Annotated in this window: 11 protein-coding genes; 7 read left to right on the top strand and 4 right to left on the bottom strand. The window is 56.3% G+C overall.

Annotation, left to right across the window (positions count from 1 at the left end; all coding sequences use genetic code 11):
• The first annotated feature begins 106 nt into the window (after window positions 1-106).
• Genes ACT3RQ_RS11215 through ACT3RQ_RS11205 form a run of 3 tightly spaced genes read left to right on the top strand, consistent with a single transcriptional unit; the run spans window position 107 to window position 3,065 of the window.
• Window positions 107-1,033 carry a carbohydrate ABC transporter permease gene (locus tag ACT3RQ_RS11215; protein ID WP_444680502.1) on the top strand — a complete coding sequence of 309 codons (927 nt, stop codon included), beginning with the start codon at window positions 107-109 and terminating at the stop codon, window positions 1,031-1,033.
• Window positions 1,026-1,904, top strand: a complete 879-nt coding sequence (locus tag ACT3RQ_RS11210) for a carbohydrate ABC transporter permease (protein ID WP_193056747.1) — start codon at window positions 1,026-1,028, stop codon at window positions 1,902-1,904. Before ACT3RQ_RS11215 ends, ACT3RQ_RS11210 begins: the two co-directional genes overlap by 8 nt.
• Before the next feature lie 39 nt (window positions 1,905-1,943).
• Window positions 1,944-3,065 carry an ABC transporter ATP-binding protein gene (locus tag ACT3RQ_RS11205; protein ID WP_172117196.1) on the top strand — a complete coding sequence of 374 codons (1,122 nt, stop codon included), beginning with the start codon at window positions 1,944-1,946 and terminating at the stop codon, window positions 3,063-3,065.
• A gap of 7 nt (window positions 3,066-3,072) precedes the next feature.
• Here the strand turns inward: ACT3RQ_RS11205 and ACT3RQ_RS11200 are convergent, their stop codons facing one another.
• The 3 genes from ACT3RQ_RS11200 to ACT3RQ_RS11190 form a co-directional block, all read right to left on the bottom strand.
• The gene (locus ACT3RQ_RS11200; protein WP_172117195.1) at window positions 3,073-4,119 is read right to left on the bottom strand and encodes a YcjF family protein; all 1,047 of its coding nucleotides are present in this window, start codon (window positions 4,117-4,119) and stop codon (window positions 3,073-3,075) included.
• Window positions 4,116-5,504 carry a YcjX family protein gene (locus tag ACT3RQ_RS11195; RefSeq protein ID WP_444680501.1) on the bottom strand — a complete coding sequence of 463 codons (1,389 nt, stop codon included), beginning with the start codon at window positions 5,502-5,504 and terminating at the stop codon, window positions 4,116-4,118. The genes ACT3RQ_RS11200 and ACT3RQ_RS11195 overlap by 4 nt, the downstream gene beginning before the upstream one ends.
• Before the next feature lie 164 nt (window positions 5,505-5,668).
• Window positions 5,669-6,538, bottom strand: a complete 870-nt coding sequence (locus ACT3RQ_RS11190; RefSeq protein ID WP_444680500.1) for a D-hexose-6-phosphate mutarotase — start codon at window positions 6,536-6,538, stop codon at window positions 5,669-5,671.
• A gap of 150 nt (window positions 6,539-6,688) precedes the next feature.
• Here ACT3RQ_RS11190 and ACT3RQ_RS11185 point away from each other — a divergent pair, with 150 nt between their 5' ends.
• The 4 genes from ACT3RQ_RS11185 (at window position 6,689) to ACT3RQ_RS11170 (ending at window position 11,561) form a co-directional block, all read left to right on the top strand.
• Window positions 6,689-6,931 (top strand): GlsB/YeaQ/YmgE family stress response membrane protein, encoded by a 243-nt coding sequence (locus tag ACT3RQ_RS11185; RefSeq protein ID WP_192527808.1) that lies wholly within the window; start codon window positions 6,689-6,691, stop codon window positions 6,929-6,931.
• 188 nt (window positions 6,932-7,119) lie between these two features.
• The gene (locus ACT3RQ_RS11180) at window positions 7,120-9,585 is read left to right on the top strand and encodes a DUF1266 domain-containing protein (protein WP_444680499.1); all 2,466 of its coding nucleotides are present in this window, start codon (window positions 7,120-7,122) and stop codon (window positions 9,583-9,585) included.
• 85 nt (window positions 9,586-9,670) lie between these two features.
• Window positions 9,671-10,306: a C40 family peptidase gene (locus ACT3RQ_RS11175; protein WP_444680498.1), complete on the top strand. Its 636-nt coding sequence runs from the start codon at window positions 9,671-9,673 to the stop codon at window positions 10,304-10,306.
• A 61-nt stretch (window positions 10,307-10,367) separates the two neighbouring features.
• Window positions 10,368-11,561 carry an MFS transporter gene (locus tag ACT3RQ_RS11170; RefSeq protein WP_444680497.1) on the top strand — a complete coding sequence of 398 codons (1,194 nt, stop codon included), beginning with the start codon at window positions 10,368-10,370 and terminating at the stop codon, window positions 11,559-11,561.
• 43 nt (window positions 11,562-11,604) lie between these two features.
• Here ACT3RQ_RS11170 and ACT3RQ_RS11165 read toward each other — a convergent pair whose 3' ends face one another.
• Window positions 11,605-12,087, bottom strand: a complete 483-nt coding sequence (locus tag ACT3RQ_RS11165) for an FKBP-type peptidyl-prolyl cis-trans isomerase (RefSeq protein WP_172117189.1) — start codon at window positions 12,085-12,087, stop codon at window positions 11,605-11,607.
• Window positions 12,088-12,095: the final 8 nt, after the last annotated feature.

The following is a 12,095-nucleotide window of genomic DNA, read 5'->3' as shown; positions in this document are numbered from 1 at the left end:
CAGGTAGGGGGCAGGCAATACCGCCAGGAAATGCTGTAGGGCGCCGCCGCAACGGCGGCGCTTGAGTTTACGGGTAAGCCACTTCTTTTATAAGAGTTACCTCCCCATGAAAAATACCTCTGCGCTGGGCCTGGCGCCTGGTGCCAAGCGGTCAACATCTTCTGGTGGTCTGCAGGCGTGGCTTCCGCGCCTGGTGTTGGCGCCGTCGGTGGCGATTTCGCTGTTCTTTGTTTACGGCTTTATGTTGTGGACCTTCGTGCTCTCGTTGACCAGCTCGCGCATGCTGCCCAGCTACGATTTTGTGGGCTTTGGGCAATATGCCCGTTTAATGGCGAACGACCGCTGGTGGGTTGCCTCAACCAACCTGATGATTTTTGGCGTGCTGTTTGTGGCCATTTGTCTGGTAATCGGTGCGTTTCTGGCCATTTTGCTGGATCAAAAAATTCGCCAGGAAGGCGCGCTACGCACCATTTATCTCTATCCCATGGCGCTGTCATTTATCGTCACTGGCGTCGTGTGGAAGTGGTTGCTTAACCCGCAGCTGGGTATTCAAGCGATGGTGCAGAGCTGGGGTTTTGAGTCCTTTCGCTTTGACTGGATTATTGACCCGGATATGGCGATCTACACCCTGGTCATTGCGGCCGTATGGCAGGCATCCGGGTTTGTTATGGCGCTGTTTCTGGCCGGGCTGCGCGGCATCGACGACAGCATTGTCAAAGCGGCCCAGTTAGATGGTGCAAGCCTGCCGCGCATTTACTGGCGTGTGGTTATGCCCTGCCTGCGCCCGGTGGTGTTTAGTGCCGTAATGATTTTGGCGCATATTGCGATCAAAAGTTTTGACCTGGTGATTGCACTGACCGGCGGCGGGCCTGGGTACGCGACCGACTTACCGGCCACCTTTATGTATGCCCACGCGTTTAATCGCGCCCAGATTGGCTTGGGGTCTGCGAGTGCCATGCTCATGCTTGGCGGCGTGTTGGCGATTTTGATTCCTTATCTCTACTCCGAATTAAGGAGCCGTAAGCATGGATAATGTCATTCGTCGCCAAACCTTCGCGGCCCGCTTGGGTCGTGTTGTGCTGTACGGCGTACTGATTCTTGCTGCGCTGTTTTATATCCTGCCGCTTATCGTGATGTTGATGACCTCGGTGAAGCCGCTTAGTGAAATCAGCGCCGGAACACTTTTATCGTGGCCACAAAATCCGACGCTCGCGCCCTGGACAAAAGCCTGGGGAGAAGCCTGTACCGGCATGCGCTGCGATGGCGTCGGCGGTTATTTCTGGAACTCCTTTGCAATCGTTATTCCTGCGGTATTGATCTCAACCACCATCGGCGCCCTTAACGGCTACGCGCTCACCAAATGGCGCTTTAAGGGGTCCGAATTGGTGTTTGCGTTAATGCTGTTCGGCTGCTTCATTCCCTTTCAGGTGGTGTTGCTGCCCATGGCGCAAACCCTGGGTTGGCTGGGCATTTCCAGCTCACGTGCTGGCTTGATACTGGTGCATGTGGTGTTTGGTATTGCGTTTACCACGCTCTTCTTCCGTAACTTTTATGTGGGTATTCCCAACGAGCTTGTGTCGGCTGCGAAGTTGGACGGCGCCGGATTCTTCCGCATTTTCTGGCGAATCCTGTTGCCGGTTTCTGCACCGATCATCGTCGTCTCGGTGATTTGGCAGTTCACTCAAATCTGGAATGACTTTTTGTTTGGCGTGGCATTTTCGGCCCACAACACTCAGCCCGTGACCGTAGCGCTTAATAATCTTGTCAACACCTCTACCGGCGTACGTGAATATAACGTCGATATGGCAGCAGCGATGATCGCAGCGCTACCCACCCTGGTGGTGTACGTACTGGCAGGCAAATACTTCGTGCGTGGGTTAACCGCCGGCTCCGTCAAAGGCTAGTTCTGAGAAGAGCCTGATAACAAAACAGGGTGTTTTTTTATGTCGACATTAGAAATTCGCAACGTTCGTAAAGAGTTTGGCAGCGAGCGAGTGCTGAAAGACGTCAGTATTTCGATTAATTCCGGTGATTTTTTGATTCTGGTCGGGCCTTCTGGCTGCGGCAAGTCCACGCTAATGAACGCGATTGCCGGGCTTGAGCCGGTGACTAGCGGCCATATTTTGATTGATGGCGAAGACGTCACCTTTAACACGCCTGCCGAGCGCGATATCGCCATGGTGTTTCAGTCCTATGCGCTTTATCCCAGCATGACCGTGCGCCAGAACATTAGCTTCGGGTTAGAGATGCGTAAAGTGCCCAAAGCCGAACGCGAAGCCTCGGTAGAGCGCGTGGCAGACTTATTGCAAATCACTCACCTGCTGGAGCGCAAGCCTGCCCAGCTTTCCGGGGGGCAGCGCCAGCGGGTGGCGATGGGGCGGGCGCTGGCGCGGGAGCCCAAGGTCTATCTGTTCGATGAGCCGCTTTCTAACCTGGATGCCAAGCTGCGCGTTGATATGCGCACTGAAATCAAAAAGCTCCACCAACGGCTGGGCACTACGATTGTTTACGTTACTCATGACCAGGTAGAAGCAATGACGCTGGCCGACTGCATTGCCGTCATGCGTGATGGCAATATCCTCCAGCTTGGCAGCCCTGATGAGGTGTATAACAATCCGGTCGATATGTTCGTGGCGGGCTTTATGGGGTCGCCCTCCATGAACTTTATTCGCGCGATGCTGGAAAAAGAGAACGGCCGCTACCAACTGCGAATTACAACGCCAGGTGAGATGGATCTGCTGCTTCCCTGGCCTGAAAGCCGTGCGACGCCCGGTATGGACGAGCGTCTTAATCAACCGGTCATTCTTGGCCTGCGCCCAGAACACTTTAGCGAAGAGGATGTGCGTCTAACGGCGCAGGCTGAGGGCACGCTGCTGAACGCACATATCAGCGTGGTAGAGCCGACCGGCGCGGATATCCTGCTGCGGTTGCCGCTGGGCGAGCAGGAAGTTACTGCCCGCGTTGGTCCTAAATGCCCGGTTGTCGCCGGAACGCGCCTGGCGCTGCGTATTGATATGGAACAAGCCATTCTGTTTGATGCGGTGAGCGAGCAGCGAATCGCTTAGCCAGTGGCTACTCCCTGGTCCGTGTGGCCGGGGCAGGCTCTTTATCCAGCCGTTTGATCTGGCGCCAGAGGTCCTGGCGCAGATCGGCCATTCTGGGTTGCTCTTCGGGTATAAAGGCTACCGGGCGGCAGAGGCGTTGGGCGCGTAGCCCCAAACGGGCGCTGAGCAGCCCGGTGGCCAGGCCTTGGCTTGCGCGAGTGGAAATTCGGCCAGCCAGGTGTAGCGAGAGCATATCCATACTGGCATCGGCGGCGAGTTCGCTTACGCCTGCAAACGCCATGTTGCGCAACACGTTTCTAAACAGACGTAAGCGACTGGCGTAACCAAGTTCCAGGCCGTAAAGCCGGCATAACCTGTCGACCATGGCGAGACTGCGCCAGGCTACCAGCGCCATATCCACCAGCGTAAGGGGGCTGATCGTCACCATAATGGCGGTTTCCCCAGACATACGGGTTATCAGACGTTGCGCCTCACGATCGCGGGGTGCCAACAGGTGGTGGCGCAGCAGCGCCTGAACTTCCTCTCCGTTATGATGCGGCTCACAGGCGCGCTCAAACGCTTGCCAGTGAGGGTCGTCCGCTGAAAGCTTTAATTGCTGGCGAAGCGCTTCTGCCATTTTCTTTGCCTGATGGGGCGAGCGTTGGGGCAGTTCAGCTAAATCGCTACGCAGTCGATCATGGCGTTTCAGACGCCTTAATCGGCCGAGTTCTCTGATCAGTGACATGCCCCCTAAGCCAATCAGACTGATGCCAAACAGCTGCCACGCCAAATTCATCCACGCTGACTGGGAAAGCGCATCGGGAATGCCGGTGGCCAGTTCGATGATGCCCAGCGTGGCTCCACCTGCCAAGGCAAACATTAACCCCCAGCGGCGTTTGCGTGGGGCGCCCAGGCTGGTAGCGGGTAACGCCTGTTCCTCGGCCGCCGTTATAAGGGGCTGGTCATCGTCGGTTGCTTCAAAGCGCTGCTGCTGGCGTAGGCGGGTCTCCTGCTCGGTAGCCGTGTCGGGCGTATTGTGCAGGCGAAAATTACGCCGTGGCTGTGGGTCGGTCATGCGAGTTTATCTCCAATCAGCCAATCAATGGCGGCGTCCATTCGAATATGTGTCAGTGCATCCGATGCCGATGGCATGGGTCGAAAGCTGGGGAAGTCAAAGCCCTGGTGCTGCCAGAAGTCGGCATTGGGCAGGCGGGTCGGGACATCGCCTGGGTAAACCAGCACGTCTTCGCCCTCAAGCGTCGTGCCGCGTAGCGCCGAGGAGCGTTTTCCATCTTGCAATACTTCGCGTGCCTCGGTGGCCCGAATAGCCGCAAGCGACAGCGCTTTTACCGGCACGTTGGCAAAGCGTAAATCCTTCAGCGGTTCGGCTAGCAGCGCTTCCAGTAACTGTACAACATGGCTGTGCTGGTCTGGCGTTACGTGATCCGCTTTGGTGGCGGCGATGGCCAAACGGTCAATTTTGGGTGCGAACAGCCGCGATAGCAGGCTGCGTTTGCCGTAGTCGAAGCTTTGCATTAATTGACGCAGCGCACGGGAAAGGTCCTCAAACCGTTCTGGCCCGGCGTTCAGTGCACCCAGTACATCGACCAGTACAATCTGACGATCAAAACGCCTGAAATGATCGCGATAGAAGGGCTTCACCACCTGTTGCTGATAGTAGCGAAAACGGGCAGCAAGCGTGGCGTAAAGGCTGCTTTGGGGCAGGTTATTGAGCATTTCCCTGGAAGCATCAAGATGGGGCAGGGGGAAAAACTGCAGTACCGGGGCGTCCGCCAGCTCACCGGGAAGCAAAAAACGCCCTGGTTGAAGGTCCGAAAAGCCCGCTGCCTTGGCACGACGAAGCCCTTGCGCATAGGCATCAGCCAAGTGCGCCAGTTGCGCTTCGTCCGCTTCCGAGGCGGGGTCTAAAGCTTTCACCGCGTCTAACCACTCGCTGAAGAGTGCGCGCCGCTGCTCGCCTTCCAACAAGGGCTGGGCCTGGCACCAGCTGTAAAAATCGTGCTGCAGCAGCGGTAAATCGAGCAGCCATTCGCCCGGGTAATCAAACAGGTCCAGAGTTAAATGGGCGATATCCGGTGACAGCCAGCCGTTTTGCGCAGGCCGATAGCGCAACTGCAGGCGTAATTCGCTGATGCCCCGTGTCGGTTCGGGCCAGCGCGGCGGCGTATCGCGCAGCGCCGCCATGCCCGGGTCGTAGGGGAAACGGGGAACGCCAAGATCGGGTTGATTAAGCCGCTGAGCGCCCAGTAAGCGGCCATCTCGGGCGGCGGGCAGTAAATCCAGCCTTGCCTCGACGCCCGCATGACGTAGCTGGTTCACCAACGAGGTTAAAAACGCCGTTTTGCCCGCTTGTGATAGCCCCGTTACCGCTAAGCGCAGCTGACGGTCTCGGCCTCGTTCCAGTAAGTTACTCAGTTCGCGGCTTAACGGCTGGCGCATCCTGGCGTTCCTTTTGTTAATCCTGAATTCAGAAGTCATGGGGCCGTGGCCGTAAGCGGCTCACGTAGTGAGCGAACATTAGTGGCTGGCGGCGTTGCAAACGTAATGGCTAATTTGGTTGCTAGCATAGTGAATAGCATAGCCAAGGGTTGATGAACCGTGCATTAACCGCGACTTAGCGTTGTCCCCAGCAGGTGCTGGGCGCCTGGTACCAGCCACACCGGGTCAAGGCGCGTGTTGGCGGCTTCAATGCACAAAAAATGGCGCGCGGCGTCAGCAGGTGTGTCGCCGGGAGGGTTCGCACCGGGGTGCCACACCACGGTTGAATCACTTGACTGCTTGGCAACGCGCAAGCGGCGCACGCCATCATCTAGAAGCACGGCTTCATTGCTGTGATAAATTCGGTCGATGCCGCCACGGATAGCCAGCGTGCCTTGTTGCTCGGACTCCGCAAAATCACGCAGTTTGTCCAGGTAACGGGCGCCCGCAAGACCTTCCACACGGCACTGATGCACGTCATCAACGGCTAAATAGGTGTGCAGCGCACCGCTGGTTTTAACCGGCGTATCGCCGATATTTTCACTGATAAGCTCAACATTTAAGCGCTGCGCGTTGGCCTGAACCACCACGCGTGCGGTGAGTTGGTTGTGCAGAGGGTGCTCGGGAGAAAGGTGCACCTCAATTCCCTCTGCGTGCTCATCAACGGCGTCCAGTCGCCAACTGGCTTGGCGAGCCAAACCGTGGAATGGGCCGTCGCGTTCAGGACTTTCGTCGGCGTAGCGCTCGTCTGCAAACCAGGGCCAGCATAATGGGATGCCGCCGCGTATAACGTCGGGCATTGCGGGCGGTGTCGGTGTTACCCAAAGCCAGCCGGTATCATTGGCAGGTTTGAAGTGAAGCACTTGAGCGCCTTGTAGGCTAATGGCAAGTTCGCCCCAGGGCATATTGAAAAGAGCGACATTGCGTCCTTCCCACGTCGCTATTTGCTGGCCGTCTACGCTAGCCATAAGAGTTACGAGTGAATCAGGGGTCATGAGCGTTCCTTAAAAGGGTGTGTATCAAATCAGGCAGGATTGTCGCGCTGTGTGCTATGGTAGGACAAGCATAATGAGTAGGTAAAACGCCTAGGTTGGCAGGTAAGAGACATAGGTAAAACCCTGAAAAGTGGATATCAAGGAGGCACTATGGGCTTTATTGCGTGGTTAATTATTGGTGGTTTGGCTGGCTGGATCGCTGGCAATATCATGCGCGGCGGCGGTTTCGGCATCCTGGGCAATATCGGTGTGGGTATCGTTGGGGCCGTGTTAGGTGGCTTTTTGTTTAGTTTGCTAGGCTTGCAGGCGGGCGGCTTTATTGGCTCGCTAGTGACCGCTACGGTAGGGGCTGTCGTACTGCTGTGGGTTATTAGTAAAGTGCGAAGCGCGTAGCGTTAAATAAAGACGCCGTGCTTAAGCGGCGCACTGGTTCGATATCATTTGCTGCCCGGCCTTGTGTCGGGCAGTGTCGTTTTGCACCAATCGGTCAGTTTAGCTATCGGTCTTGCCACCACTTTCCGTTACACTAAGGCGCTTTGCTCTAGCGCACTGCTGGTAGATTTTTTGTTTCGAGGTGTCTCTTGGTCGACGCGTTAAACGCTTGGTGGGCCCAACAGCTGGTGCTGTGTGATTGGGCATTTACCCCGCATCCGCTCTCGGTGGATACGCAAGCTGCTGAGCAGCGTTTGCTGCAACTGGGTATTACCAGCCGTAACGAGCTGGCCGAACAGCTTTTTCATGCGTTAGGCGCTTCGACAGGAGAAGCGGACCGCTTATTGGGCGCGCTTGAGTGGTCGGCGTTGGCCGGGGCAGCAGGGTGGTTAAATGCCGATCAGGCTCATGCCTGGGCGCACCATGTTATCCGCCGTATTACCGCTGACTACAGCGATTTACGCGGCTGGCTTTCAGAGCTGCGCCGGGTGCTGGGCGCCAAGGGCTGGGAAACCGGCGCGGATGATCGTTTTATTGACGCCTGCCAGGCACTCTCAGCACTGGAAAGCGAAGACGAAGGGATTACCTGGCAAAGGCTTGAACATACGCTGGCACAGTTGCCCGCACCGGCGCCGTTATGGCCCCAGGCGGCAGAAGCGCAGGTGTGGCGTTTATGTGCGCTGTTTCGCCCCGTTATTAGCTACCCCGCAGACCGAGCCGATTGGCCGGAAGCCGACCAATGGCTTGAACGCATTTGGCAGATCAATGACCGCGAGCAGCTACTCGAAGTGGCGCTATGGCTGAGCGCTCAGGGAGAGCGCCAGCGCTGGGATATTGAAGCCCGTGAGCTGCTGGGGATGGATAACGCCCAACGGCTTGCTTGGCAGCAGGATGAAATAGAAGACTCGCCCTACGCGGGTGTCCTCAACGCGTTTGTAAGCCAAGGCGAGCCGCTTGAGTGGGCCGCGTGGGACTGGCTACGGCTGGTGGAGATTGCCTGGGCCGGTGCTTGTTGTGGTTGGTTAAGCCAGGCAGAAGCAGATGATCTTGCATGCCACGCAGCGGACCTAATGAATCATCGCTATCACGATTGGCGCGCTATTCTAAAAGCCTATATGCGCGGTCAGAGCCTTTTTGAGGGTGTCGACCGACGCGATATGACGCCCAACCCTCATCACGTCTTACTGCTCAACGCAGCGCATAGCCCATGGGCCTGCCCGCCCTCTACGCTGTTGAATGAGACGAGTCGCCAAGCATCACAACAGCGTGTCAAAGCGTGGCGCAATACGTCCCATCACTGGCTGCTGGCGTTAGCGGGGGTACGTGAACCCGATGTCATGCTGCGCCAGCTAAACCCCGGTGCACCCATTGCCGAGCAGCGCCGAGCAGATGCCGCGCTTTACCTTCAAGAGTCGCTTGGCCTGCATGCGGATGAGGGCCCCGCTGTTCTCGCCCGTTACTGGCTGCCTGCCCAGGCACATCATCTTAATCAGTTAGCGGCCGATGCGGTGCACGGCGTGTTGCCGCCATCACACACGCTGTTTGGTCAGCCCGCGTCAGACGAGTTGAAGCAGCGTAATGCGGTGAAGGGTGTCAGCCGTCATGCGGCCACTATCCATATGGCGGAAAAGTTTGCCTTCTATTTGCACATGTCGCTGGATAGCGGTTTATTCGAGCGTGAGCCGCTGCTTGCTTATGCCCGTGAACTGCGTAGCTGCTTGTGCCGTTTTTACCCTAACCCCAAACGGTTGCTGGAAGCCTGGTTTGCCTGGGAAAGCTGCTTGCCGGAGCCTGAGCATACCTCGCTAATTAACGAGATAGCTTGGCACCTGGAAGATCCAGGGAGCCTTTTTTACTGGCTGGATTGGCGCCCCGATGCCTGGTGCGAGCCAGGCGGGCGGCCAACGCTTACCCATTTTACGGCCATGTCACTGGTTGGGCCGCTTAATAGTGCCGTGTGGAGTGAGCCTCAGCCAGAAAGTGCGCGCGAGTGCGCGGACATTAAAGAGTGGGTGGAGAGTCACTATCACTTGAGTAGTGCCGCCGATATGCAAGAGTTTCTAACCTTTATGTTGGAAGCTGGCGATCGCCAAGAGTATCAGATCAACTATGCCCCCTATACGCTGAACCCGGAGCGTCTAGAGGCGGAAATCGCGATTCTGGAATCGGGTGACTGTGCCGAAGAAGATCGCCACCATCTGCTTCGCCTACGGCGTGTGCAGGGTAATGAAGATAGCTGTAATGATGTTGACATGGCCGCATGGGATATTGCTCAGCTTGTCGATTTGGCGATCGCTGCCCGGCAGTTGGGTTGGCTGGAAAGCCAGGCATTTGCCGAGGTGCTGGACCGTGCGTACCATTTGGCGGCTAATCACTATGCTGGCTGGCAAGAGTATGCCGCAGGAATGTATGCTGGATTCTCGTTTTTTATGGGTGAAACACCCGAACGTGACAGCTTTTTAGCCGGGTTTCGTCAAGCCATGGTGGCTTGGGTGTGCGGTGCACCGATCCTTGCGGGCCCTTGGGCAAGCCTCGATTTTCCGGGTAATAAACCGCGCCATTTTGCGCCGCTGCATATCGACACCTTACCCGGTGATTCACGAACATTACATTGAGACTCGCCAACCATGCATTGTCTAGCTTATAGTTTAACGCGTGTTAATTACCCTACCTTCACCATAATAGTACGAGGTTAATCGCATGGTTGCGTTGCCACACCCCGCTGTGACCGCTGTCCGTGTTGTAAGTGTTTGTGTTGTCATTGCTTTTCTGACTGGCTGTGCAGGCTCTTCGCATCAATCTATCGAGTCGCCCGAGGACTATTTCTCGATGACGCTGCCAGGAATGGCGAAAGGCGTTAGTCCTCAGATGTCACCCGTCAGTAATTCATTAGACCAGCTACGTAGTTTTCAGACACCACCACCGACTCTGGTGCGCCAGGCACTACTGGAACAGCACCAGCGATGGTCGGGGACGCCTTACCGCATCGGCGGGACGTCAGAGCGAGGAATCGACTGTTCGGCGCTGGTACGTAATGTTTATCGCGATACGTTTAATTTAGAACTACCCCGTTCCACTTCGGGCCAGATACATGAGGGACGCTCGATCGACCGCCAAGAGCTGCAGGCGGGCGATCTGGTTTTCTTCCGTCCGCCAGGGCGTTATAACCATGTGGGTATCTATGTCGGAGATGGCTACTTTTTACATGCCTCTACCTCACAAGGCGTCATCATTTCCAGTTTGGATAACAGCTACTGGCAGCGTTATTACTGGCAGTCACGTCGGGCGCTGGAACCCACCAACCTTGCTTATTTAGGCAGTAACTTCACGCCGTGAAGGGGCAGGGCTGTTGGCGTTTCGCTTCCAGCCCCGCAAGTTGTCTACTCCTGGGAATGGTATGATTGCAGCCAAAACACGCGCTTGGTGGCGAGCAACAATGGCCCTGTGTTTAGGGTCATTTCTGGTATTTATTAATCTGTATGTTCCTCAACCGTTACTGCCCGAGCTTAAAACGGCCTACGAGGTGTCTACCTTAGGTGTCAGCCTGCTGATGTCGGTTGCTACGCTGTCGCTTGCCTTGTCCCTGTTGGTCTTTGGACCGCTTTCCGATGCGATAGGCCGTGAAGGCATTATGCGCATCACGCTACTGCTGGCGGGGGGCTGTTCGCTGGCGCTGGCATTTGCTCCGAACTTTGAAAGTCTGCTACTGCTTCGCTTGGTTCAGGGGTTTGTATTAGGCGGCCTACCCGCCGTTGCTATTGCCTGGATGGGCGATGCCTTTGAAAAGTCTGCGCTGCTAAGCGCCGTAGGGCTCTATATTGGTGCCAATACGCTAGGCGGTATTAGCGGTCGGGTCGTAGGGGGGGCCGTCGCGGAGATAGGTGGGCCCTCCGCTTCCTTTATTGTGGTTGGGACGATGACGCTGGTTGGCTGCGCAGTATTTTGGCGCTTATTGCCTAATAGCCATGCGTTTGAGCCCAAGCGTTTTCAGCTTCGCCGCGCGCTGGTAGACCTGGCTGGGCATTTGCGCAACCCGGTGCTGCTTGCAGCCTACTGCCTGGGCGGCATCAATTTTCTTATCTTTATCAATCAATATAGCTACATCACCTTTCGCTTGGCCGCTACACCTTATGCGCTGGCAGCGAGCGGGCTGGGGCTGATTTTCCTGACCTATTTGGGCGGCACTTTTGCATCGGCTATTTCTGGCCGACTGGCCGAGCGCACGTCTCCGGCTACTTGCATGATGGCAGGCGTGGTAATTCTGATGACAGGTACCGCCGTTACTCTGCATGATTCGCTGGTGCTAATTATTGTCGGTCTAACGATTAATGCGTTTGGTTTTTTCTTAACGCACTCACTGGCGTCCAGTTGGGTGGGGCGTTATGCCCAAGGCGCGCGTGGCAGTGCGTCAGCCCTTTACCTGGTGTTTTATTACGTGGGCGCAAGTCTCGGTGGCTTCTGGCTGGAGCCTTTTTGGCAGGGAGCTGGCTGGCTTGGTGTGGCCTGGGCTTCGTGGATTCTGTTAACGGTTACGTTAACCATCACGCTAGGAATGCGCTGTTTCGAGCGCCGTTGTTTAATGAAGGCATAAAAAAAGGCAGCCCGCAGGCTGCCTTTTTAGCAAACGTGGGCACTTAGTGCTCAACGCCACCTTCACCGTGCACATGGCCGTGCTCGGTTTCTTCCTGGCTTGCTTCACGTACGGTTGCAATCTCAACGTCAAAGTTAAGTTGCTGGCCTGCCAGCGGGTGATTACCGTCAACGATGACGGTATCGCCTTCGATGTTCTTAACGGTCACCATCAGCGGGCCACCTTGAGTCTGGGCTTGGAACTGCATGCCCGGCTCAATGTTTTCAACGCCCTGAAAAGCATCACGCGGTACTTCTTGTACCAGCTGCTCTTGGACTTCGCCGTAGCCCTCTTCGGGGGATACTTTAACGTTCAGCTTGTCGCCCGCTGCGCGGCCTTCCAGCTCTTTCTCCAGGCCCGGGATGATGTTGCCAGCGCCATGAAGATACGTGAGCGGCTCACGGCCTTCGGAACTGTCGAGCACCTCACCTTCATCGTTGGTCAGGGTATAGTGGAACGCGACAACCGAGTTTTGCGCAATTTGCATTGGATAAC

The organism is Halomonas sp. AOP43-D1-4 (assembly GCF_052446175.1).
Classification (GTDB): domain Bacteria; phylum Pseudomonadota; class Gammaproteobacteria; order Pseudomonadales; family Halomonadaceae; genus Vreelandella; species Vreelandella citrativorans.
The sequence above is the reverse complement of the archived record's forward strand: the minus strand, read 5'-3'. Positions and strand labels throughout refer to the sequence as shown.

What these genes read in the sequence shown, in the direction of transcription:
- ACT3RQ_RS11215 (WP_444680502.1), top strand. Translation starts at nt 107, where the DNA reads ATGAAAAATACCTCTGCGCTGGGCCTGGCGCCTGGTGCCAAGCGGTCA.
- ACT3RQ_RS11210 (WP_193056747.1), top strand. Translation starts at nt 1,026, where the DNA reads ATGGATAATGTCATTCGTCGCCAAACCTTCGCGGCCCGCTTGGGTCGT.
- ACT3RQ_RS11205 (WP_172117196.1), top strand. Translation starts at nt 1,944, where the DNA reads ATGTCGACATTAGAAATTCGCAACGTTCGTAAAGAGTTTGGCAGCGAG.
- ACT3RQ_RS11200 (WP_172117195.1), bottom strand. Translation starts at nt 4,119, where the DNA reads ATGACCGACCCACAGCCACGGCGTAATTTTCGCCTGCACAATACGCCC.
- ACT3RQ_RS11195 (WP_444680501.1), bottom strand. Translation starts at nt 5,504, where the DNA reads ATGCGCCAGCCGTTAAGCCGCGAACTGAGTAACTTACTGGAACGAGGC.
- ACT3RQ_RS11190 (WP_444680500.1), bottom strand. Translation starts at nt 6,538, where the DNA reads ATGACCCCTGATTCACTCGTAACTCTTATGGCTAGCGTAGACGGCCAG.
- ACT3RQ_RS11185 (WP_192527808.1), top strand. Translation starts at nt 6,689, where the DNA reads ATGGGCTTTATTGCGTGGTTAATTATTGGTGGTTTGGCTGGCTGGATC.
- ACT3RQ_RS11175 (WP_444680498.1), top strand. Translation starts at nt 9,671, where the DNA reads ATGGTTGCGTTGCCACACCCCGCTGTGACCGCTGTCCGTGTTGTAAGT.
- ACT3RQ_RS11170 (WP_444680497.1), top strand. Translation starts at nt 10,368, where the DNA reads ATGATTGCAGCCAAAACACGCGCTTGGTGGCGAGCAACAATGGCCCTG.
- ACT3RQ_RS11165 (WP_172117189.1), bottom strand. Translation starts at nt 12,087, where the DNA reads ATGCAAATTGCGCAAAACTCGGTTGTCGCGTTCCACTATACCCTGACC.